This is a genomic window from Halosimplex halobium (assembly GCF_051414055.1).
Taxonomy (GTDB): Archaea; Halobacteriota; Halobacteria; order Halobacteriales; family Haloarculaceae; genus Halosimplex; species Halosimplex halobium.
In genome coordinates this window covers 43,095-65,416 of sequence record NZ_JBLKNX010000010.1, presented here as the reverse complement: position 1 = coordinate 65,416, position 22,322 = coordinate 43,095, and the positions used below count along the sequence as shown (strand labels likewise).

The following is a 22,322-nucleotide window of genomic DNA, read 5'->3' as shown; positions in this document are numbered from 1 at the left end:
TGCGGACGGCCGACCGCCCGTGTCGCGGACTGCTCCGCCGAGTTCGCAACCCTTGAAGGGCCGCGGACGAACCCCGAGGTGTGACGCGCCGCCAGCTGTTCGGGTCGCTGTGTGCGATGGTGTTCGTCGTCAACCTCGGGCGGGTCGTCTTCGCGCCGCTGCTGGACCCGCTCCGAGCGGCGCTGACCGTCGACGCCGCCGCGGTCGGCCTGCTCGCGTCGCTCGTCTGGGTCGGCAGCGCCGTCCCGCGGATCCCGACGGGCTACCTGCTCACGCGGGTTCCCCGGCACTACGTCGTCTTCGCGACCGGCGCGATGCTCACCGCCGCGACCGCGCTGGCGTCGGTCGCGCCGGGCATCCGCGCGCTCCAGGCCGCCGCCCTGCTGATGGGGGCGGCCGGCGGCGCCTACTTCATCGCCGCGAACCCGCTGGTCAGCGAGCTGTTCCCCGCCCGCGTCGGGTCGGCGCTGGGCGTCCACGGGACGGCGGCGCAACTGGCCGCCGTCGGCGCGCCGCTGTTCGTCACCGCCGTCCTCGCGCGGGGCGAGTGGCCGCTGACCTTCCGGATCATGGCCGGGATCACCGCCGTCGCGACGGTCCTGTTCACCGTCGCGGCCTGGCGGACGGACCTGCCCGACGCGGGCACCGAGGACCGCCACCTCCTCCGGGCGGTCCGCGAGCAGTGGCGGCTGGTCCTCGCCGGCGTCGTCATGCTCGGCGCCACCGGCTTCGTCTGGCAGGGCGTGTTCAACTTCTACCCCACCTACCTCGCCGACACGAAGTCGCTGTCGGAGTCGACCGCGCGGACGGTCCTCTCCGTGGTCTTCGGCGCCGGCGTCCCGGCGATGGCGCTGTCGGGTCGGCTCGCCGACCGCCTCGACATCGTCCGGTACATCCTCGCGCTGCTCGGCGGCTTCGTCGTCACCGTCCTCGCGCTGACGACCGTCTCCGGGCTCGTCGCCGTGGTCGCGGTCAGCCTCGTCCTCGGGTACGTGACCCACAGCCTGTTCCCGGCGATGGACACCTACCTGCTGGGGTCGCTGCCCGACCGCCACCGCGCGAGCGCCTACGCCGCCTACTCGGGGACGATGATGTTCGTCCAGGCCGGCGGCTCCTACGCCGTCGGCTTCCTCCGGGACGCCGAAGTGCCGTTCGACCTCATCTTCCGCACCTTCGCCGGCGGCCTCGTCGTCGTCCTCGCCGCGCTCGTCGTCGCCCACGCGATGGGACGGCTCCCCCAGAGCGCGCGCTCGTGAGGCGCCGCACCCGCCCGGCGGTCGGTCCGTACTCGCCGGAATGGCGGACTATATGGGGGTCGAGTCGCTAGCCGGCGTCGATGGAGTACGTCCAGGAGCGGGTGGCGACGCTGCACGACTTCGACGGCGCGGCCCCCGGGGCGCCGGTCGACCGCGCGACGGTCGTGGTGCCGCTGACCGACCGCGACCACGCCAGCCTCGCCGCCGAGCGCGCCCTCTCGACGCTCGGCGAGGTGGACCCCGAGTCCGTCGTCGTCGCACTGCGGGCCGACGAGGGGAAAGTCGAGGCGGTCCGCGAGTGGGTCGCCTCGCTCGATGTCGACGCCGACGTACTGTGGTGCAACGCCCCCGTCGTCCGCGAGTTGCTCGGCGAGCACGGGCTCAACGGCGAGGCGGGCAAGGGCCGGGACGTGTGGCTCGCGCTCGGCGTCGCCGCCGCCCGGAGCGACCTCGTGGCGGTCCACGACGCCGACGCGACCACCTACGGCCCCGAGCACGTCCCCCGACTGCTCTTCCCGCTCGCCCGCGACTACGAGTTCGTCAAGGGCTACTACGCCCGCGTCGAGAACGGCCGCCTCTACGGCCGGCTCTGTCGCCTGTTCTACGAACCGGTCGTCGCCGCGCTGGCCGAGACGACCGACGACCCGCTGGTCGACTATCTCGGCGCCTTCCGCTACGCGCTGGCCGGCGAGTTCGCCGCCACGAGCGACCTCGTCCGGCAACTCCGCCCGCCCCGCGGGTGGGGCCTGGAGGTCGCCACGCTCGGGGACGCCTTCCGGACGGCCGGCTTCGAGGGCACCGCGCAGGTCGACCTGGGCATCCACGAACACGACCACCGCGCCGTCAGCGGTCGCGGCGGCCTCTCGGACATGGCCGACGAGGTCGCCGCCGCCCTCTTCTCGGCGCTCGACGACGGCGGGGTCGCCGTCGACTACGACGACCTCCGCGAGCGCTACCGGACGGCCGCCCGCCGCCTGGTCGACCAGTACGCCGCCGACGCCGCGTTCAACGGGCTCGACTACGACCCCGCCGACGAGCGCCGGCAGGTCGACGCCTACGCCGAGTCGGTCCGCCCGCCCGCGGCCGCCGACCGCCTCCCCGCCTGGGCCGAGACGGACCTCGACCCGGACGCGGTCTGCCGGGCCTCCCGCGACGCGCTCGACGACGCGACCGGCCGCTGAGGCTCCCGGACTCACCGGCGGTCCGGCCCGACACGGCGAACCCGGTGCGCGTCGTGGGGCGGTGTGGGACCGATCCCCCCCTATCCGGAGAGTCGCGCCCCGACCCGTGGACTGAAAGCCCGCGGGGCCGACGGGCCGCCATGGTACGCACCGCGATCAACCTCTACTCGGTTCGCGACCTGGACCTGCCGATGGCGGAGATCCTCGAACGTTGCGCGGCGGCCGGCTACGACGGGGTGCAGTTCTCCGGCGAGTTCGGCGGGCTCTCGGCGGACGAGCTCGCCGACCACCTCGACGACAACGACCTCGACGTGACGGCGGCCCACGTCGACGTGGACGAGCTGGAATCGGACCCCGGCGAGGTGGTCGCGTTCCACGAGACCGTCGGTGCCGACGGCGCCGTCGTCCCGTGGCTCGGCCCCGAGCACTTCGAGACGCGCGAGGCGACGCTGGAGACGACCGACCGCGTCGACGCCGTCGCGGCCGACATGCTGGAGCACGGCTTCGACCTGCACTACCACAACCACGACCACGAGTTCACCGACCTGGGCGACACCACCGGCTTCGAACTGTTCGCCGACCACACCGACGCCCTGCTGGAGCCCGACGTGGGCTGGATCGAGACGGCGGGCCACGACCCCGTCGAGATCCTCGAACGCTACGCCGACAGTATCGAGATCGTCCACATGAAGGACATGGACGACGGGGAGTTCTGCGAGATCGGCGACGGCGACGTGGACATGCAGGCCTGCGCGGACGCCGCCCGCGCGGCCGACGCCGAGTGGCTCGTCTACGAACACGACCAGCCCGTCGACCCCGCGGCCTCCATCGACGCCGGCGCCGACTTCCTCGCCGGGCTGTAGCGCGGCGACCCGACGACCGCCGACGGCGCCGGGGGTGGCGGCCGGTCAGCGTTGCCCGCGGTGCCCGGTCGGCGTCCGCCCGCGGCGGGAACCATTAAGTCGGGCGTTTCCAAAGGCCGTGTATGGCACGGGCTGGCGGGCGTCGAGTCGTCGCCGCGGCGGTCGCGGTGTTGCTTCTCACGAGCGCTGTCACCGGGGGCGGCGTCGCGGCCCCCACGTCGGCCGGGAGCGGTGACACCCGCTCGACCGGGAACGCCTCAGCGTCCGAATCAGGGACGTTCGTAGCCGACACCGCCGTGGCCGCTGAACTCGGCGAGCCCCCCGAGCGGGTCTCGAAGTCGGTCGCGGCGTCGGGCGGGTCGGCCTCGGCCGCGGGGACCGACGACGTGTTCGACCGGGCGCCGACCAACATCACGGCCACGCAGGAACTGCGGCTGACGCCGGGTGAGCGCGGCCAGATCACCGTCGTCCAGCGCTACCGGGTACCCGACCGGGTGGCGTCGCTGAAGCCGCAACTCCCCGAGGGCGTGACCGTCACGGGCACGACCGGCTTCTCGCGGGGGAACGGGACCGTCTACGAGTGGGACGGCAACACGTCGGCCCCGTCGGTCACGTTCGCGATGGCGGTCAACGAGACGGTCGAACTCGCGGGGCCGGAGGGCGCGCGGGGCCGATATCTCTTCGTCGACACCGGCGAGTGGGCGCTCGTCCGCCGGCCGTCGGTGCCGACGAGCTGGTCGTGGAGCGGCGCGGCGCCGGTCGGGATCACGCGCGAGCCGCGGGTCGCGGGCGAGGGCTACGTCGGCGAGTGGCTGGCCTACCTCGGCGCCGTCGAGACGCGCGAGCGGCGGGCCCACGGCCAGCGGTTCGAGCTGGTCGTCCCCGAGCGGGCGGAGCTGACGGAGTCGCCCGGGGCGATCTTCGACTCGCTCGCGGCGGCCGGCGACCGGATGCGGGTCGGCGACCGCGACCCGGTCGTGACCGCCTTCGCCGCGCCGACGACGAGCGTCGGCTGGGGCGTGCGCGGGCTGCAGTACGGCGACAGCGACATGTGGGTGCGCGACGCCGAGCCGCTGGCGACCGCCGAGAACACCTGGCTCCACGAGTACGTCCACACCCGCCAGGGGTACGAGGCGGCGCCGTCGGCGCGGTGGACCGACGAGGCGTTCGCCACCTACTACGCCGCCCTGCTGGCGCTGGAGCAGGGCCACGTCGACTACGCCGCGTTCCGCGAGACGCTGCGGCGCGGGACGGCCCGCCCGCAGTCCGACGCGGTCCTGACCGAGCCGAGGTCGTGGGTCAACGCCGCCAACTACCTGAAGGGCGCGCTCGTCGCCGGGGACACCGACCGCCGGATCCGGCTGGCGACCGACGGGACGCGGTCGCTCCAGTCGGTCTTCTCGGCGATGAACGCCCACTCGGGCCCGGTCGACGCGCGGGTCGTCTTCGGGTCGGTCGGGTCGGTCGCCGGCCCCGAGGTCCGCCGGGCGGCGGTCACCTACGGGAGCACCGAACGCACGCCGGACCTCTGGTCGGCCGAGGCACACGCCGAGGCGTTCGCGTCCACGCCCGCGCTCGTCGAGGTCGGTCTCGCCACCGACCCGGACGCGCTGGCCGTGAGCGGTCCCTACCGCAACGCGACCCTCCCGGGGCCGGACCTGACGCTCTACACCGGCGAGACGCTGACGGCGACCGGCGCGGTCACGAACGCGGGCGGCGCCGCCGGCGAGTACGAGGCGCGGTTCGTCGTCGACGGGTCGGTCGCCGCGACCGAGAGCGGCACCGTCGCGCCCGGCGAGCGGGTGACCCACCGGTTCGACCGGACGTTCGACGAGGCGGGCGAGTACACCGTCGCCGTCGGCGGCGACAGCGTGACCGTCGAGGTGTACGAGCCGCCGCGGGCGACCGTGACCGCCCTCTCGGCCAACCGGACGGCCCTGTCCGGCCCGGGCACCGTCGCGTTCACCGCGACCCTCTCCAACACCCACGGCGTGCCGGCCCGTGGGAACGTCACCCTCCGGGGCCCGGACGGCCCGATCATCGACCGACAGCTCGCGCTCGGGGCCGGCGAGAACCGGACCGTGACCGGCGTCGCGCGCCTCGACCGCGGCGAGTACGAGTTCACCCTCGGTGAGGCCGACTCGCTGGTCGTGACCGTCGGCGACGTGGGCGGTGGCGAGAGCGGCGACAGCGGAGACGGGGAGGACGGCGAGTCCGGCGACGGTGGCAGTTCCGGCTTCGGTCCCGGCTTCGGTCCGGTCGCCGCGCTCGCAGGGCTCGCCGGTGCGCTCGCGCTGCTCGCCCGGCGGCGCGAGTGACGGGACGGCCGGGGACCGAGCGGTGTCGTCAGTCTTCGGCTTCGACGGCCTCGAGGGTCGCCAGCGTCCGGTCGACGAGCGCGTCGGGCGCCCGCGCGAGGACGAAGGCGATCGGTTCCGACCCGTAGCTGCCGCGGTCGACGACGGCGACGGGCGTCCCGTCGACCGCGTCGAAGGCCGTCCCGACCCCCCACTCGACCGAGTCGGCGCGGTCGTCGGCCGGGTCGAACTCCGCGACCGGGCCGTCGAGGTCGGCCAGCGCAGCGGCGACCGCGTCGTCGTAGCGGAGGTTCGCCGCGAACCGCAGGTCGGGGTCGTGCTCGCGGGCCGCGAGCAGGAGCCGCGCCACGTGGGTCGACGCGCCGAAGCGCACTCCCCGAGTGGGCTCGGCGCCCGAGCGCGTCCGGGTGATGCGACCCTCGACGGCGGCAGTCTCGTCGGGCCGCTCCGCGTAGGGGGTCGCGCCGGCGACGTTCGTCCCGACCTCCGGGACCAGCGGGCCGACGTTCCGGTCGACGAACGCGCGGACGACGCCCTCGACGGCCTCGGCGGTGTCGTCGCGGGCCGCCCGGTCGCGCAGCTCGACCGCGTGGTGGACCGCGCCCGGCCCCTCGCCCACGTCGAGGTTGTAGCGGACCGCCCGCGCGAGCAGGTCGATGCCCGACGCGACCGCCGTCTCGATGTCGTCGCCGTGGGCCAGCCGGGTGGCGACGGCCGAGGAGAGCGTGCAGCCCGAGCCGTGGGTCGCGTCGGTGTCGACCCGCGGGTGCCGGAACGTCTCCACGTCGTCGCCGGTGACGAGCACGTCGACCACGTCGTCGGACGCGCCGTCGATGTGGCCGCCTTTCACGAGCGCGGCGTCGGCGCCCATCTCGACCAGCCGCTCGCCCGCCTCGCGGGCCTCGGCCTCGCTGTCGGGGTCGATCCCGGTCAGGACGGCCGCCTCGTCGGCGTTGGGCGTGACAAGCGTCGCCTCGGCGACCAGGTCCTCGTAGGCCGACTCGGCCTCGCTGGCGAGCAGGCGGTCGCCGGAGGCGGCGACCATCACCGGGTCGACGACCGCCGGCGCCGCGGTTTCACGGACGCGGTCGGTGACGAGTTCGACCACGTCGGCGGTGGCGAGCATCCCCGTCTTGACCGCCGCCACGTCGAAATCCGAGAGCACGGCGTCACACTGGGCGTCGATCTCCCCGGTCGGGAGGACGTGCGTGCTCTCGACCCCGGTCGTGTTCTGGGCGGTGACGCTCGTTATCGCCGTCGTCCCGAAGGCGCCGCCGGCCTCGATCGTCTTCAGGTCGGCCTGGATGCCGGCGCCGCCGCCGGAGTCGCTGCCCGCGATGGCGAGGACGACCGGCGGCGAGACCGACGCTTCCTGTCGTGTCATGTCCGGGTGTTGCCCTGCCGACACCAAATGGCTGACGAGAGCCGACGCCCGCCGGACCGCGGACCCGCGAGGCGCAGAGGCGCGGCACACCCTCCCCGCAGGCGCCTGGCAACTACACACTAACGGCCGCCGCCCGAAGGTCCGGACATGGAACTGGCCGAACTACAGGAGTACCTCGAACAGTTCGACTACCCCGTCGCCAGCGACGAACTCGCGACCGCCTGCGAGGGCGTCGCGATCCAACTCGCCGAGGGCGAACGCGACCTGGGAGGGTTGCTGGCCCACGCGAGCGCGGACCGTTTCGAGTCGGCCGACGACGCCTACACCGCGGTCCAGAACGACCTCCCCCGCGAGGCCGTCGGCGAACCCTACCAGTCCGAGGGCGAGGGCGACTGAGCGTGCCCGGCGCGCTCTGTCTCGCCCCGACCGCGATCGCGTCCCCGCCGAGCGCGGTCAGCGCGCGTACGCCTCGAAGGGGTTGTCGCGGGTGATCCGCCGGACCGTCGCCTCCTCCACGCCCGCCTCGCGGAGCGTCGGGAGGAACGTCTCCGTGAGATAGGTATACGGTCTCTGCTCGCCGCCGTCGGGCTCTGAGGGGTCGTACCAGCCCCGGTCCTGACTCAGGAGGATCCGGTCGGTGTGACCCGCCTCGACCAGCCGACGGATCCGGTCGACGTAGTCGCCGTCGGCCTGGTCGTCGCCGCCGATCCAGTCGAACTCGACGTAGGCGCCGCGCTCGGCGACTTCCCGGTGGTAGCGCTCGTCGTCGGCCTGCGCGTGGATCCAGATGAACCGCTCGGGCGAGTAGCCGGCTTCCTCGACCACGTCGAGCTGCCGGTGGACCACGTCGCCGTGAAGTGTGTGGCTGCCGATGGCCGCACCGGTTCGCTCGCCCGCGCGGGCCGCGGCCCGCAGGATCGTCTCCTCGTCGGCCGAGAGGCCGGTCGGGTCGTCGTCGTCGGTGCTGACCTTGATCCACGCCGCGCGGACGCCCGTGTCGTCGACCCCCTCGGTGAGGTCTTCGACGAGCCACTCCGTCAGCTCGTCCTCGCTCGCCTCGCGCGCCCACTCGGGGATCGACGGCTCCTGGTAGATCCCGGTCGGGACCACGATCGGGAAGTCCGTGGCCTCGGAGACCGCCAGATCGACGTCGACGCGGCGGCCGACGCCCTCCGGCGTGGCCTCGACGAGCGCCGTGACGCCCGACTCGCGCGCCCGTTCGATCTCCGGCGCCATCACGTCGACCACGTCGGCGGGGTCGGCGTCGCGCCAGTTCTCCGCCGCCATCGGCCCGAGGTCGACGAAGACGTGCTCGTGCGGGAGTATCAGCCCGAGGTCCTCCCGAGCTAGCGGCCCCTGCGTCGTGTACAGTTCCATGCACCCCGACAGGACCGCGAGGGCCGTAACCCCTCGCCCATCGGCGAATCCGGCCACGACCCCTCGGGGTCCGGTCGTGGCGACTCGCCCGTGACTAGGCTCCCTTATACTATATTGAGGATGCGTACCACACCCACGGCAAGGTTTAACTCCCTCAACGACTGGTATCGAAGCGAGCGATGTCCGAGACGCAGCGGCCACCCGAGCGCGCGGCGGAACAGTGCGGGAGCTTCGAGACCATCGACGGCGACCTGGTGCTCTACGACCGGGAGAACGCCAACGCCTGGATCCAGACCAGCTACGCCATCGACTTCGAGGACGTGCGCGCGTCCGGACCGGCCGAGTAATCCCTTCTCATACGGATTATTGCAAGTCATTCCGGGATCGACCGCACCCAGTCGTGCGGTCGACCCGGGAACCGCTCCCAATAATCCGTATCAGCCGACCGTTATCATCGTCACGCCGGCGATAGCGAACGCCGCGGCGACCAGCCGGACGCGGAAGTTCTCCTCGCCGAGGACGACCCCGCCGAGCAGCACCGCGACGACGGCCTGGGTGTTGACGACGGGCGACGCGAGGCTCGCCGACAGCGTCGAGAACGCCAGCATCACGAAGTGTTCGGCGACCGCCAGCAGCAGCCCGACGCCGGCGAACAGGTGCAGGTCCGAGCGGACGCCGCCCGTCCGGTCGGGCCAGCGCCGGGCCGCCAGCGGCGCGAGCGTCAGCGGCACCGCCGCGAACAGCACGAGGTTGAACGTCTCCGGCGGCACCCGCAGCTCCTGGGTCAGCACGCGCTTGCCCACGTCGACGACGCCGAATATCGCGGCGCTGGCCAGCGCCAGCTGGGCGGGCCGGGAGTGGACCGCGCGGACGAACGGGTCCAGCAGCTTCCCCGGCTCGTAGTTGGCGACGTACACCGCCGCCGTCGCGACGAGGACGCCCGCGATCTGGACCGCCGACAGCTGCTCGTTCAGGAACACGAGTTCGATCGGGAGGACGAACACGGCGACGATCTTGCTGATCGGCGCGACGTAGGACACGTCGCCGACCGCGATCGCACGGAACGAAGCCAGGAAGGCCAGTATCGACCCGCCGACGGTGAGGGCGAACATCCCGACGCCCGGGGCGCCGAAACCCGCCGGGAGGAGCCCGCCGTCGCTCGCGACCGCGGCGATCGGCAGGTACCACAGCAGCGACATGGCGAAGGTGACCGTGACGTACACCGTCGATGGGTAGTCGCTGAAGTACCGCTTGATGCAGAACAGGTAGACGCCGAGGATCAGCGACGCCGCGACCGCGTAGCCCAGTCCCGGTTCGAGCCCGAACACGGTCGGGGATTCGCCTCGGGGCCCAAGAGCGTTCCCGTCCGTTCCCGGTCGTGATAGCCAGACGAAAATCTGGGTTCGGTGCCGGCCCTACACGCCGGGGACACCGACCCCGGAAAAGACCCCGAGGCCGAGGGGGCCGAGCACCGTGAACACGACGACGAGCGTCAGCCAGGCGACCACCGCGATGGCCGCGGCCTCGACCCAGCCGCCGTCGTACATCACGTTCAGGACGGCGAGATAGGCGACGAACGTCAGCACCGGGCCCAAAAGCGGGATCCAGCCGAAGAAGGTCCCCACGAGCGCCCAGACGAGCGCGCCGACGATCGCGGTCGTGACCGCCTTCTCGTAGCTGCTCCCGCCGCCGACCAGTTCGGCGCCCACGTAGATGCCGAACCCGCCGACCAGTACGCCGACGACGAACGTGATCAGGCCCGTAACGAGTCCCATGCGCGAGGACACGATCCCCGAACTGAAAAAGGTGGGCTTCGGGAGCGGGCGCGAGTTCGCGCGCGCCAGCGCCCGAACCCTTATGCGCGCTCCGGCAATATTTGCGGGCATGTTCGACGACGAGGACCTCGCCGAGATCCGCGAGGCCCGCGAGGAGTGGGAGGACGAGACGCTCGGGCCCGTCCTCGACGGCTACGGCGAGCGCTCCGACCGGTTCGCGACGGTGTCGAACCACGAGGTCGACCGGCTCTACACCCCCGAGGACGTGGCCGACCTGGACTACGAGGCGGACCTCGGGTTCCCCGGCGAACCGCCGTACACACGGGGTGTCTACCCGACGATGTACCGCGGGCGGACGTGGACGATGCGGCAGTTCGCCGGCTTCGGGACGCCAAGCGAGACCAACGAGCGGTTCCACTACCTCATCGAGGAGGGCCAGACCGGCCTCTCGACGGCCTTCGACATGCCGTCGCTGATGGGGCTCGATTCGGACGACCCGATGAGCGACGGCGAAGTGGGTCGGGAGGGCGTCGCCGTCGACACGCTGCGGGACATGGAGATCATCTTCGACGGCATCGACGTGGGCGAGGTCTCCACCTCCTTCACCATCAACCCGAGCGCGCCGGTCATCTACGCGATGTACGTCGCCATCGCCGACCAGCAGGGGGTGCCCCGCGAGGAGATCCGCGGCACCCTCCAGAACGACATGCTCAAGGAGTTCATCGCCCAGAAAGAGTGGGTCGTCCCGCCCCGGCCCTCCCTGGACATCGTCGTCGACACCGTCGAGTTCGCCGTCTCCGAGACGCCGAAGTTCAAGCCGATCTCCATCTCGGGCTACCACATCCGCGAGGCCGGCTCGACGGCGATCCAGGAACTCGCCTTCACGCTCGCCGACGGGCTGGCCTACGTCGAGGCCTGCGAGGAGCGTGGGCTGGCTGTCGACGAGTTCGCCCCCCAGCTCTCCTTCTTTTTCAACTCGCACAACGCCATCTTCGAGGAGGTCGCGAAGTTCCGCGCCGGCCGGCGGATCTGGGCGCGACTGGTCGAGGAGTGGTACGGCGCCGAGGACGACGCCAGCAGGGCGATGAAGTTCCACACCCAGACGGCGGGGCAGTCGCTGACCGCCCAGCAGCCGCTCAACAACGTCGTCCGCGTGACCATCCAGGCGCTGGCGGGCGTGCTGGGCGGCACCCAGAGCCTCCACACCAACAGCTTCGACGAGGCGCTGGCGCTGCCCAGCGAGGACGCCGTGCGGGTCGCCTTGCGCACCCAGCAGATCATCGCCGAGGAGTCCGGCGCCGCCGACATCGTCGACCCGCTCGGCGGGAGTTTCGCCGTCGAGGCGCTGACCGACGAGGTCGAGGAGAAGGCGATGGCGTACATCGAGGAGATCCGGGAGATGGGCGACGGGTCGATGCGCGAGGGCGTCCTGCGGGGCATCGACGAGGGGTACTTCCACCGGGAGATCCAGGACGCGGCCTACGAGTACCAGGAGCGCGTCGAGGACGGCGAGGAGGTCGTCGTCGGCGTCAACGCCTACACCGTCGAGGAGGACACCGAACCCGAGATCCTGAAGGTCGACGAGGAGGTCCAGGCGAAACAGCGCGAGCGGCTGGCGGACGTGAAGGACGAGCGCGACGACGAAGCCGTCGAGGACGCGCTGGCCGCGCTCGACGACGCGATCGAGGCCGGCGAGAACGTGATGCCGTACGTCGTCGACGCCGTGAAGGCCTACGCGACGATGGGCGAGATCATGTCGCTGTTCGAGGCTCACTACGGGAGCTACCAGGAGTCGGCCACCGTCGCCTGAGCGGGGTTTCGGGGTGGCGGCCGGGTGGAGGGAGCCCGGCGAGCGGGTCCTACAGCACGTCCTTGTCGACGAACAGGAGGTAGCCGACGACGGGGACGACGACCAGCCAGACGGTCAGTGCCGCGACGGCGTAGGGCGTCGAGACGGCGAGGTAGTCGAGTTCGGCCGCCTGGGGGTTGGTGATCAGCGGGTGGAACCGGTCGTCGTTGAACAGCACGTTCACGACCTTCACGTAGGCGTTCAGCGGGTCGAGTCGCCCGAGGTAGAAGTACCACTCGGGGTACGGTCGGACGCCCAGCTCGCCGTCGGGACGGGTGAGGTAGAGGCCGCCCCACTGGAAGACGGGCCACAGCCCGCGAAAGAGGACGTAGGTGCTGATGATACCGGTCGTGACCTGCGTCTCGGAGTCCAGCGTCGCCGAGAGCGCGAGGCCGAACCCGACGAACAGCAGGCCGAACGCGACGGTCGCGACGGTAAAGAGGAGGAATGCGACGGCGTCGGGCTCGCCGAGGACCCCGAAGCCGACGGCGGCGACGACCAGCAGGCCGACCGCGGTCGCCGCGACCAGCAGGGCGGAGCGGCTGAGATACTTCCCCGCGTAGGCGTCGAACCGGGAGTTCGGGAGGCCGAGAAGAAAGCGGACCGAGCCGCTCTCGCGTTCCCCGATGATCGCGCCGTAGCTGCCGAGCATCGCGATGAACGGGAGGATCACCGAGAGGAGACTCCCAATGAGTAACATGATCGTGTCGAACGGCGGCGGGTCGCCGCCCGGCGTGGAGAAGTGCGCGAGCGCGACGAGGACGGCGATGCCGGCGGTGAACACGAACATCGTCGCGGCGACGCCCTGGCCCAGCCGCGACCGTCGCACCCCAGCAGGTCGTCGCGCATGACCGTCCGCCAGCTCATGGCTCGCCCTCCGCCGACGCCGCCGCGGCGTCACGGCCGCCGCGGCCCTCGCGGTCCTCGCGGGGGCCGAGCGTCGCCACCTCGAAGATCTCCTCCAGCGAGGGGTCGTCGGTCGTGAAGTCGGCGAAGCCGACGCCGGCCCGCTCGATCCGGTTCAGGGCCCGCAGCTTCGCGTCGCCGCCCCGCGCCGAGACGATGACCTGGTTGTCGGTCGCCTCCGCGGCCTCGACGCCCGAGATACCGCGCAGGTCCTCGAGGAGGGAGTCGGGGGCGCGCTGCTCGACGGTGACGGTGACCGTCGCCGCGTCCAGTTGCGCCCGGAGGTCGGCCACGCTGCCCCCGGTGACCATCCGGCCGTCCTTGAGGATGCCGACGCGGTCGCAGACGGCCTCGACCTGGTCGATGAGGTGGCTGGAGAAGAAGACGGTCGCGCCCCGCCGGTTCTCCTCGCGGATCACCTCGCGCAGTTCGCGGGTGCCGTTGGGGTCCAGCCCCGTCGATGGCTCGTCGAGCACGAGCAGGTCGGGCTCGCCGACCAGCGCCATCCCGATGGCCATGCGCTGGCGCATCCCCTTCGAGAAGCCGCCGGCCGTCCGGTCGGCGGCCTCCGGGATACCGACGCGTTCGAGGATCGCCATGGGGTCGTCGTCGGCGTCTTTCGCCCGGATGGCCCGCTCGACGTGCTCGCGGGCGGTGATCCGCTCGTAGACGCCGTACCCCTCCAGCAGGGCGCCGGTCCGCTGGCGGATCCGCTTGCTCTCGGCGCCCGCGTCGTGGCCGAACACGCGGGCCGACCCGGCGGAGGGACGGGTGAACCCCAGCAGGATGTTGATCGTCGTCGACTTCCCCGCACCGTTGGGGCCGAGGAAGCCGAATATCTCGCCCTCGGGGACCGAAAAGGACAGGTCGTCGAGGGCGGTCACGTCGCCGAACCGCTTGGTCAGGTTCGCTGTCTCGATGGCGGACATGGGTGGAGGTGGGTAGCGGGAACCGCGTCCGACCGGAGGCTCCGGCGGCCGACGGATAAACGTATCGTCCGTTTCCCGGGCCACGGTCCGCGACGGACCGGCGGTACCCGCCCGTCGACAGCCGTACCACCGGAGACGAAACCCGTTTTATGGGACGCGAACCGCGGAGAAATACGAATTTCCCACGAGGGTACCACCCCGGTCCCGGCGGGCGATCCGAACGCCGTTCGACTGGTACTTTTTATAATTATGCACAACTATTATGAGGGAGGTCGTCCCCTGATAGAGCATGTCACACAGTGACAGTGGAGTGTCGCGGCGTGGACTGATGAAACGAGCGGGTGCAGCGGGCGCGGTCGGTCTGGCAGGGTTGGCAGGCTGTACAGAGGGCGGCGGCGGTGGCGGGGGCGGTGGCGGCGACGGAACCGACGACTACCCCTCGCTGGGGAACTACCCGATCGACGATGACACGGCGACGTTCGGGTTCAACGTCCCCCAGTCGGGGCCGTACTCCTCCGAGGGTGAGGACGAGTTGCGCGCGTACGAGCTGGCTGTCAAGCACCTCAACAACGGGGGCGGCTGGGTCGACGAGTGGGAGGACCTCTCGGGCGACGGCGTCCTCGGCTACGAGATCGACTACGTCGAGGGCGACACGGCGACCGACGCCTCGACGGCCGAGCAGTCGGCCTCGCGGATGATCGACCGCGACAACGTCATCATGTTCGCGGGCGGCTCCTCCTCGGCGGTCGCCATCGCCCAGCAGGGCCTCGCCCAGCGCGAGAAGGTGATGTTCACCTGCTGTCTGACCCACTCCAACGACACGACCGGGGGCGACTGCGTCCGCTACAGCTTCCGGGAGATGTTCAACGCGTACATGACCGGTCAGGCACTCAAGCCGGTCCTCACCGACGAGTACGGCGAGGACCTGAGCTTCTACCAGCTGTACGCCGACTACTCCTGGGGCAAGACCGTCGAGGAGTCGATGCGGCAGTTCATGACCGAGGCCGGCTGGGAGGAGGTCGACAGCGTCGCGACGCCGCTGGACACCAGCGACTTCTCGACGTACCTCTCGGAGGCCCAGAGCTCCGAGGCCGACGTGCTCTTCCTCAACCACTACGGGCTCGACGGGGCGAACTCGCTGACCGACGCCGTCGACGCCGGGATCGACGAGGACATGGAGATCGTCATGCCGCTGTACAACCGCCCGATGGCCGAGGCCGCCAGCGGGGCCATCGACGGGATCTTCGGCACCGTCGCCTGGGACTCCCAGATCGACAACGAGCCGTCGAACTCCTTCACCGAGTTCTTCGGCGAGGAGTACGACGGCCGGGTCCCCTCCGGGCCCGCCCAGCTGGCCTACGCCGGCACGCTGCAGTACGCGGCGGCCGTCGAGCGGGCCGGCACGTTCTACCCGCCCGAGGTCATCCGCGAGCTGGAGGGCTACGAGTACGACAACATCGGCATGGGCGAGGAGCTCATGCGCGCCTGTGACCACCAGGCCCAGCGGGCCATCCCGGTCGTCCGCGGCCTCCCCGAGTCCGAACAGGGCGACGGCCAGTTCTTCGAGATCGTCGACATCACCGCGCGCGAGGACGTGGGCTACGGCTGCGACGAGGGTCCCGCCGCCGAGTGCGAACTCGGCGAGTACGGCGACGAGTGAGCCCCCGCGCGACTAGGCCCTACAGTTATGTACGTGATTCCCGGATCCGCAACACAGAATGAGTGACAAGCACACCCAAACCACCGAACGGCACCGCCGCCGGGCGCCGAGCGAACGGCGACGCCGGCCCGGTCGGCGAGTCCCAACCGAGGTGACGCCCTCGTGAGTCTCGTCGGCGAACTCATCGTCCTGCTGGTCAACGGCCTGCAGACGGGCGCCATCTACGTCCTGCTGGCCATCGGGCTGTCGATCATCCTCGGGACGCTCAAGTTCGTCAACTTCGCCCACGGGGCGCTGTTCGTCGTCGGCGCCTACGCCGGCCTGCTGATCACCCAGGAGATCTCGGTCTCGAACGGCAAACTCGCCGAGTGGGGCTACACCACGCTGGGGCTGGAGTGGGGCTATTTCGCCGCGCTCGCCATCGTCCCCGTGCTGGTGTTCGTGGTCGGGCTCGCGATGGAGCGGTTCGTCGCGCGGCCGTTCTACGACCGCCCCGACACCGACCAGATCCTGGTCACCTTCGGGCTGGCCATCGTCGTCCAGGAGGTCATCCACGCGCTGATCGGCCCCCAGACCTACGGCTACGAGGCCCCCACCTCCGCGTTCGGGCTCCTCCCGATGACCGGGCCTATCGCCGTCCCGCTGTCGGACGTGACGATCAACGTCTGGCGACTGTGGGTGATCGCGATCACCGCGGCGCTGGTGCTCGCCGTCTACGTCATCGTCGAGTACACCGACTTCGGGCTGGTCGTCAAGGCCGGGACGCGCGACCCCGAGATGGTCCGCCTGCTCGGCATCCGCATCACCCGCCCGTATCTCGTGATGTTCGGCATCGGCGCCGCGCTCGCCGGGATCGCCGGCGTCGTCGGCGGCCCCCTGCAGAACACCAACCCCGAGATCGGGATGACGATCCTCGTCCCCGCCTTCCTCACGGTCGTCATCGGCGGGGTCGGCTCGATCCGAGGGGCAGTTCTCGGCGGGACGCTCATCGGGATGGTCCAGGTGACGCTCATCTCGCTCGGGAGCCTCTCGCTCGGTGGGTTCACGCTCAACTTCAGCCCCTGGTCCCAGGTGGGCATCTACGTGCTCGCGATCGTCGTCCTGCTGACGCGGCCGCAGGGACTGCTCGGCTCCGAGGAGGTGAGCGTATGAGCGACGAGGTCAAGTCGGCCGAGGCCGGCGACTCCGCCGAGGTCGAGTCCCCGTCGCTGTACGACCGGTGGCTCGCCGTCCGCGAGCGCGAGGTGAGCGTCGCCGTACTCACCTTCCTCGGGGTCTTCCTCGCGCCGTTCGTGCTCGTCGCCGTCCCCGAGATGCTTGGGATCCCGACCCAGTACGTCTGGTACCGGAGCCTGGTCACCCTGGCGCTCATCTGGGGCATCTTCGCGGTCGGCTACGACCTCCTGCTTGGCTTCACGGGCCTGCTATCGTTCGGCCACGCGATCTTCTGGGGGACGGCCGCCTACGCGGCGGGCATCTTCAGCGCCAACGTCACCGGCAGCCCGATCGCGATGCTCCTCGTCGGCACGACCACGGCGGTCCTGTTCGCGTGGGTCATCGGCTGGATCTCCCTGCGCCGGGGCGGCATCTACTTCGCCATCCTCACACTCGCGTTCGGGCAGATGATCTACTACATCTTCCTGTCGCCGCTCGGGTGGTTGACCGGCGGGGAGAACGGGTTCAACGAGGTCGCCGTCGACCCCCTGCTGGGCTTCCTGCCGCTGGGTGCGGAGGTCGCCTTCATCCCCGATATGTTCATCCGGACGTGGATGTTCGTCTTCGTCGGGATCGCGACGGTCCTCGCGGTCGTCGTCGCCAACCGGGTCCTCAACTCCCCGTACGGGATCGTCCTGCGGGCGATCCGCGAGAACGAACAGCGCGCCGAGTTCGTCGGCCTCAACGTCTGGCGCTACAAGCTAATGGCGTTCATCATCTCCGGCGCCTTCGCGGGCGTCGCGGGCAGCCTCTACGTCATCCAGCGCCAGTTCGTCCCCATCGAGAACACGCTCAACTGGACGGTCAGCGGCGAGATCGTCATCATGACCGTGCTGGGCGGGGTCGGCTCGCTGTTCGGCCCGATACTCGGCGCGGGGCTGTACATGTACGTCGCCAACATCGTCAGCGGGATGCCGACGATCGGCGACTTCTGGCACATGATCCTCGGGCTCGTGTTCGTCTTCGTCGTCGTCCTCCTGCCCAACGGCATCTGGGGCGGCGTCGACTGGCTCCGCGACCGCGTCGGCGACGCGCTGGGGGGTGACGACCGATGAGCGCCATCCTCGAGACCGACGGGCTCGTCAAGGAGTTCGGCGGCCTCACTGCCACCGACGACGTGAACCTCTCGATCGAGCGCGGCGAGCTGCTGTCGCTCATCGGCCCCAACGGCGCCGGCAAGTCGACGCTGATCAACCTCATCACCCGGATGCTGGAAGAGACCGAGGGCGACATCCGCTTCGAGGGCGAGTCCATCGTCGACCTCGAACCCCACGAGGTCGTCCAGCGGGGGATCGGCAAGTCCTTCCAGACCGCGTCGATCTTCCCGGAGCTCACCGTCGAGGAGAACGCCAATATCGCCTCGCTCGGGGCTGAACACGGCTCCTTCCGCTTCAACTTCCTCACCCACCGCAACAGCTACCCCGAGGTCGAGGAGCGGACCCTGAGCATGCTGGACGCGGTCGGCCTGCGCGACCAGCGGGATACCCGCGCCGCCGACCTGCCGTACGGCGACAAGCGCCGTCTGGAGATCGGGATCGCCCTCGCCAGCGAACCGTCGCTGCTGCTGATGGACGAACCCACTGCGGGGATGTCCCCCGAGGAGACCCAGGCCACCGTCGAGTTGATCGAGGACCTCCAGGAGCAGCTGGACCTGACGATCCTGCTGGTCGAACACGACATGGAGATCGTCTTCAGCATCTCCGACCGCATCGCCGTGCTGAACCGCGGGTCGATCATCGCCGAGGGGCCGCCCGACGAGGTACAGGGCGACCCCAGCGTCCAGGAGGCGTATCTGGGAGGTGTCGAACTGTGAGCCTGCTCGAACTCGACGGCGTCGACAGCTACTACGACCAGAGTCACATCCTCCGGGACGTGTCCATGCACGTCGAGGAGGGCGAGATCTGCGCCCTCCTGGGTCGCAACGGCGCCGGCAAGACGACCACGCTGCGCAGCATCGCCGGCGCGCGTCCCCCCGAGGTACGGGAAGGGACGATCACGTACAAAGGTCGGGACATCACCGACATGGAGGCGGAGGACATCTCGGTGCTGGGTATCTCGCACGTTCCCGAGGAACGGCGGGTGTTCGGCAACCTCACCGTCGAGGAGAACCTCCACCTCGCCGACGTGGTCCAGAACCGCTCGAACACGATCGGGCGGGACCTGCAGTTCGAACACGAGGGGCTGTCCATCGAGCAGATCCTGGAGGACTTCCCCCGGCTGGCCGAGCGCCAGAACCAGCTGGCCGGCACGCTGTCGGGCGGCGAACAGCAGATGCTCGCTATCGCCCGGGCCCTGAAGCAGAGCACCGACCTGCTGATGCTCGACGAGCCCTACGAGGGGCTGGCCCCCCAGATCATCGAGACCGTCGAGGGCGCCATCGAGCGGATCCGCGAGGAGGGGACGACCGTCCTGCTGGTCGAGCAGAACGCCGTCGCGGCGATGAAGATCGCCGACCGGTGTTACGTCGTCGACCAGGGCGGCGTCGTCTTCGAGGGCACCGCCGACGAGTTGCGCGAGGACGACGAGACGCGCGAGCGGTACCTGGGGGTCTAACCGTGTCGGGAACGTCCGACGACGCAGTGGAAGACCAGACCGACGACACGGTGGAAGACGGGACCGACGACGCGGTAGGAGACCGGGTCGACGCCCCGGCGATGGACGAGGCGACCGTCGACGCCCACGTCGACACGCTGGTCGAGGAGGGCGTCCTCGACCACGACGAGGCGACCGACACCGTCACGACGACGGACGACTTCGAGCACCGCCGGCACGTCTACCTCGACACCTACCTCGACCTGGACGACGCGGCGTTCCACGAGTCGGTCGCCGACGCGTTCGACCTCCCCTCGGCCGAGGCGGCCGCCGAGCGCGTCGACGAACTGGACGTCTCCCGCAGGGAGTTCGCGACCTATCTCGCGCTGTCGGCCCACCTCGACGGCTACGGCGTCGGCGAGCTGACCCAGATGGCCGCCGTCGTCGCCGAGGTCGGCCCGAAGTCGCCGGTGCCCGACGCGCTCGACGAACTCGACGACGACTCCTGGGCGGCGTTCGTCGACGAGTACGACCGGGCGGTCGTAACCGTCTGGAAGCGCCGCTGCGAGCCCTGTGAGGCCATGAAAGACGAGATCGACGAACTGCTGGCGGCGCTGCCCGACGACGCCGCCGTCGCCGGGCTGGACGGCGAGAGCTGTCCCGACTTCTGCCGGGAGAACGAGGTCAACGCCGCGCCGGGGGTCGCCTTCTTCGCCGACGGCGACCTGCTGGAGGCCGTGACCGGCCGCCGGAGTCCGGGCCCGCTCGGCGAGCGCGCCGCGGAGCTGTACGGAACGGACTGAGCGGCCGGTTTCGGATTTTCGGAAAACGCGGCTATCGAGCGGCGGCTTCAGCGGCGGTCGGCGCCGTGGAGCTGTTCGACGCTGTCGACCAGGTCCCGGACCGACTCGGTCTGGGAGTCGGTCGTCTCGACGATGCGGCGGGCGGCCGTCTCGGCGGCCTCGGCGTGGTCGCGGGCCTCCTCGATGGTGGTCGTGACGCCCTCGATGGCGTCGGCCTGGCTGTCGTTGGCGTCGGCGACCTCCTCGATGCCGTCGGCGGTCTCGTCGACGGCCTCGGCGATCTCGTCGAGCGCGTCGAGCGCCTCGCCGATCCCCTTCTCCGCCTGCTGGATCTGGGCGCTGGACGCCCGGACGCTGTCGACGGTCTCGGTGGCCTGGGACTGGATCTCCGTGACCGTGCGGGCGATCTCGTCGGCGTGCTCGCTCGTCTCGGAGGCGAGGGTCTTCACCTCGTCGGCGACGACGGCGAACCCCTCGCCGGACTCGCCGGCGCGGGCCGCCTCGATGTTGGCGTTCAGCGCGAGCATATTGGTCTGCTCGGCCACGTCCGCGATGATCTCGATGATCTCGCTGACCTCGTCCATCCGCTCCTCCAGCTCGGTCACGTCGTCGACGAGTTCGTCGCTGGTGTCGGTGAGCTCGTCCGTGATGGCCTGGGCGCGCTCGCCGGCGCGCTCGCCGTCCTCGACGGCCTCCCTGGCGCGGCCGGCGGCGGCCGACACCTGGTTCGACGTGGCCGCGATCTCCTCCATCGTCGCGCTCACGTCCTGGATGTCCTCGGCGGCCTCGGCGAGGATCCGGTTCTGCTCGGTGACCGCCGACTCGATCTCGTCGGCGGCGTCGGCCGACTCGTCGGTCGCCGCGGCGAGGTCGTCGGCGTTGTCGTCGACCCGCTCGATGAGGTCCGCCAGCGTGCTCGCCATCTCGTTGAGCTCGTCGACGACCTGCAGCAGCGACGCGTCGACGTGGCCCTCCGCGTTGTCGAAGGAGGCCCGGGCGTCGAGGTCGCCCGCCTGGATGGCCTGCATGGTCTCCTCCAGTTCGGTCACCAGGTCGGAGGTCCGCTCGTGGCGGAGCACGTCCGCGGTGCGGTCCTGGACCATCTCGACGACGGCGACCACCTCGCCGTCGTCGCCGTAGATGGGCGCCGCCGAGAAGGAGATGTGGACCTCCTCGCCGTGCTGGTCCTGCATGACGCTCGTGTCGCGATAGAGGGTGAAGGAGGCCTCCTCGACCTTCGGCACGTCGTACTCCTCGTGGGTCCGTTCGGGCGCGTCGAGCACCTTGTCGGCCAGGGTCTTGCCGCGGCGGCCGTCCGGGTAGAAGGCCATACTCGCCATCTCCATGGCCTGGGCCTCGGCCTCGGAGACGCCGGTCAGCTGCTCGAGCTGGGCGTTCCACGTCAGGATCTCCCCCTCGGCGTCGAGGATGAACAGCGGCGTCCCGATGTGGTGGAGCACGTCGTGGTAATCCAGCGCGCCGGCACCTGCCCCCTCGCCGGTGGGTACCGCGTCCGCGGCGCCGGTCTCGGCCGCGCCGCCTGTCTCGGCCGCGGCGACGGCCCCGTCCGCGCCGGCGGAGTCGCCGGCCGCCCGCTCCTCGTAGGCCGCGGCGCCGGCCGCGAACGCGTCGGTCGTCTGCGCGAGCCCGTCCCGCAGGTCCGCGCGCGCCTCGGCGAGCGCGCCGTCGCCCGTCCCGTCGAGGTCCTCGCGGAGCCGGTCGAAGACGGCATCGACGAGTGCGTCGGTCACGACCCGCTGGGAGGCGGCGAACGACCCCGCGTCGATGCCGGCCTCGCGGTACTCGTCGACGAGCGCACCGACCTCGTCGGCGTCGAGCCCGGCGGGATCGCGGACGTGTCGGTCGCCCGCGGCGGCCAGGTCGGCGTCACCGTACACCGATTCGAGCGCGTCGAGGTCGGGGTCGTAGCGGTCCCCGAACGGGCCGCCGCCGCGGGCCCCGACCACCGACCCGCCGTCCGGTTCGACCCCCGAGTCGCCGTCGGATCCCGGCTGTGAATCGCTGCCCGCGTCGGTTCGCGACCCGCCGCTGGCGCCGCCGATCCGATCGCGGACCCGGCGGAGTATCGACTCCGGTGTGCGCGCTGTCATCGTGCCGAACCCAACAACGAACCCCTACAAAAACTCACGGGGCAAATTATCGCTCGAGATAACGGATTTCGGCCCGCTGGGCCGGGTAGCGGGCGCGTTCGGCACTTCGGCTCGGGGCCGAACCGCTGCCCATCCCTCGGTGTCGCGCGGATCATTTATGTCG

20 protein-coding genes are annotated in these 22,322 nt (G+C 70.9%); 13 read left to right on the top strand and 7 right to left on the bottom strand.

What is annotated here, in order from left to right; translation table 11 throughout:
* The first annotated feature begins 80 nt into the window (after positions 1–80).
* The 4 genes from ACMGFG_RS11645 to ACMGFG_RS11630 all read left to right on the top strand — a co-directional run bounded on the left by ACMGFG_RS11645 (position 81) and on the right by ACMGFG_RS11630 (position 5,618).
* Positions 81–1,256 (top strand): MFS transporter, encoded by a 1,176-nt coding sequence (locus ACMGFG_RS11645; protein ID WP_436930498.1) that lies wholly within the window; start codon positions 81–83, stop codon positions 1,254–1,256.
* A gap of 80 nt (positions 1,257–1,336) precedes the next feature.
* Positions 1,337–2,437 (top strand): glycosyltransferase family protein, encoded by a 1,101-nt coding sequence (locus ACMGFG_RS11640; protein ID WP_436930497.1) that lies wholly within the window; start codon positions 1,337–1,339, stop codon positions 2,435–2,437.
* A gap of 140 nt (positions 2,438–2,577) precedes the next feature.
* Positions 2,578–3,300, top strand: coding sequence for a sugar phosphate isomerase/epimerase family protein (locus tag ACMGFG_RS11635; protein ID WP_436930496.1), 723 nt, complete (start codon positions 2,578–2,580; stop codon positions 3,298–3,300).
* Positions 3,301–3,422: 122 nt separating this feature from the next.
* Complete coding sequence (locus ACMGFG_RS11630; RefSeq protein ID WP_436930495.1) at positions 3,423–5,618, top strand: hypothetical protein; 2,196 nt, start codon at positions 3,423–3,425, stop codon at positions 5,616–5,618.
* Between the two features lie 28 nt (positions 5,619–5,646).
* Here the strand turns inward: ACMGFG_RS11630 and thiD are convergent, their stop codons facing one another.
* Positions 5,647–7,002, bottom strand: a complete 1,356-nt coding sequence (thiD, locus tag ACMGFG_RS11625) for a bifunctional hydroxymethylpyrimidine kinase/phosphomethylpyrimidine kinase (RefSeq protein WP_436930494.1) — start codon at positions 7,000–7,002, stop codon at positions 5,647–5,649.
* A gap of 147 nt (positions 7,003–7,149) precedes the next feature.
* Here thiD and ACMGFG_RS11620 point away from each other — a divergent pair, with 147 nt between their 5' ends.
* A complete protein-coding gene (locus ACMGFG_RS11620; RefSeq protein WP_436930493.1) occupies positions 7,150–7,398 on the top strand; it encodes a DUF5789 family protein in 249 nt (82 codons plus the stop codon).
* Positions 7,399–7,455: 57 nt separating this feature from the next.
* Here ACMGFG_RS11620 and ACMGFG_RS11615 read toward each other — a convergent pair whose 3' ends face one another.
* The gene (locus tag ACMGFG_RS11615; RefSeq protein WP_436930492.1) at positions 7,456–8,379 is read right to left on the bottom strand and encodes a phosphotriesterase family protein; all 924 of its coding nucleotides are present in this window, start codon (positions 8,377–8,379) and stop codon (positions 7,456–7,458) included.
* A gap of 179 nt (positions 8,380–8,558) precedes the next feature.
* Between ACMGFG_RS11615 and ACMGFG_RS11610 the strand changes: the two genes are divergently transcribed.
* On the top strand, positions 8,559–8,726 hold the full coding sequence (locus ACMGFG_RS11610) for a DUF7331 family protein (RefSeq protein WP_167837358.1): 168 nt from the start codon (positions 8,559–8,561) through the stop codon (positions 8,724–8,726).
* Between the two features lie 90 nt (positions 8,727–8,816).
* On the opposite strand, the gene ACMGFG_RS11605 is transcribed toward ACMGFG_RS11610, so the two are convergent.
* Together ACMGFG_RS11605 and ACMGFG_RS11600 are read right to left on the bottom strand one after the other, a co-directional pair.
* A complete protein-coding gene (locus ACMGFG_RS11605) occupies positions 8,817–9,707 on the bottom strand; it encodes an EamA family transporter (RefSeq protein WP_436930491.1) in 891 nt (296 codons plus the stop codon).
* A gap of 87 nt (positions 9,708–9,794) precedes the next feature.
* Positions 9,795–10,154, bottom strand: a complete 360-nt coding sequence (locus ACMGFG_RS11600; RefSeq protein WP_436930490.1) for a hypothetical protein — start codon at positions 10,152–10,154, stop codon at positions 9,795–9,797.
* Positions 10,155–10,263: 109 nt separating this feature from the next.
* On the opposite strand from ACMGFG_RS11600, the gene ACMGFG_RS11595 reads away from it, so the two are divergent.
* Entirely contained in the window at positions 10,264–11,964 is a 1,701-nt protein-coding gene (locus tag ACMGFG_RS11595; protein WP_436930489.1) for an acyl-CoA mutase large subunit family protein, read from the top strand.
* A gap of 49 nt (positions 11,965–12,013) precedes the next feature.
* Here ACMGFG_RS11595 and ACMGFG_RS11590 read toward each other — a convergent pair whose 3' ends face one another.
* Together ACMGFG_RS11590 and ACMGFG_RS11585 are read right to left on the bottom strand one after the other, a co-directional pair.
* Entirely contained in the window at positions 12,014–12,832 is an 819-nt protein-coding gene (locus tag ACMGFG_RS11590; RefSeq protein ID WP_436930488.1) for an ABC transporter permease subunit, read from the bottom strand.
* Positions 12,833–12,866: 34 nt separating this feature from the next.
* The gene (locus ACMGFG_RS11585) at positions 12,867–13,838 is read right to left on the bottom strand and encodes an ABC transporter ATP-binding protein (RefSeq protein WP_436930487.1); all 972 of its coding nucleotides are present in this window, start codon (positions 13,836–13,838) and stop codon (positions 12,867–12,869) included.
* Between the two features lie 328 nt (positions 13,839–14,166).
* On the opposite strand from ACMGFG_RS11585, the gene ACMGFG_RS11580 reads away from it, so the two are divergent.
* The 6 genes from ACMGFG_RS11580 (at position 14,167) to ACMGFG_RS11555 (ending at position 20,048) form a co-directional block, all read left to right on the top strand.
* Positions 14,167–15,498 (top strand): substrate-binding protein, encoded by a 1,332-nt coding sequence (locus tag ACMGFG_RS11580; RefSeq protein ID WP_436930615.1) that lies wholly within the window; start codon positions 14,167–14,169, stop codon positions 15,496–15,498.
* 162 nt (positions 15,499–15,660) lie between these two features.
* The gene (locus ACMGFG_RS11575) at positions 15,661–16,650 is read left to right on the top strand and encodes a branched-chain amino acid ABC transporter permease (protein WP_436930486.1); all 990 of its coding nucleotides are present in this window, start codon (positions 15,661–15,663) and stop codon (positions 16,648–16,650) included.
* On the top strand, positions 16,647–17,768 hold the full coding sequence (locus tag ACMGFG_RS11570; RefSeq protein ID WP_436930485.1) for a branched-chain amino acid ABC transporter permease: 1,122 nt from the start codon (positions 16,647–16,649) through the stop codon (positions 17,766–17,768). Before ACMGFG_RS11575 ends, ACMGFG_RS11570 begins: the two co-directional genes overlap by 4 nt.
* On the top strand, positions 17,765–18,526 hold the full coding sequence (locus tag ACMGFG_RS11565) for an ABC transporter ATP-binding protein (RefSeq protein ID WP_436930484.1): 762 nt from the start codon (positions 17,765–17,767) through the stop codon (positions 18,524–18,526). The genes ACMGFG_RS11570 and ACMGFG_RS11565 overlap by 4 nt, the downstream gene beginning before the upstream one ends.
* A complete protein-coding gene (locus ACMGFG_RS11560) occupies positions 18,523–19,266 on the top strand; it encodes an ABC transporter ATP-binding protein (RefSeq protein WP_436930483.1) in 744 nt (247 codons plus the stop codon). Before ACMGFG_RS11565 ends, ACMGFG_RS11560 begins: the two co-directional genes overlap by 4 nt.
* A gap of 26 nt (positions 19,267–19,292) precedes the next feature.
* A complete protein-coding gene (locus ACMGFG_RS11555; protein WP_436930482.1) occupies positions 19,293–20,048 on the top strand; it encodes a thioredoxin family protein in 756 nt (251 codons plus the stop codon).
* A gap of 47 nt (positions 20,049–20,095) precedes the next feature.
* On the opposite strand, the gene ACMGFG_RS11550 is transcribed toward ACMGFG_RS11555, so the two are convergent.
* Positions 20,096–22,159 carry a methyl-accepting chemotaxis protein gene (locus ACMGFG_RS11550; protein WP_436930481.1) on the bottom strand — a complete coding sequence of 688 codons (2,064 nt, stop codon included), beginning with the start codon at positions 22,157–22,159 and terminating at the stop codon, positions 20,096–20,098.
* Between the last annotated feature and the right edge of the window lie 163 nt (positions 22,160–22,322).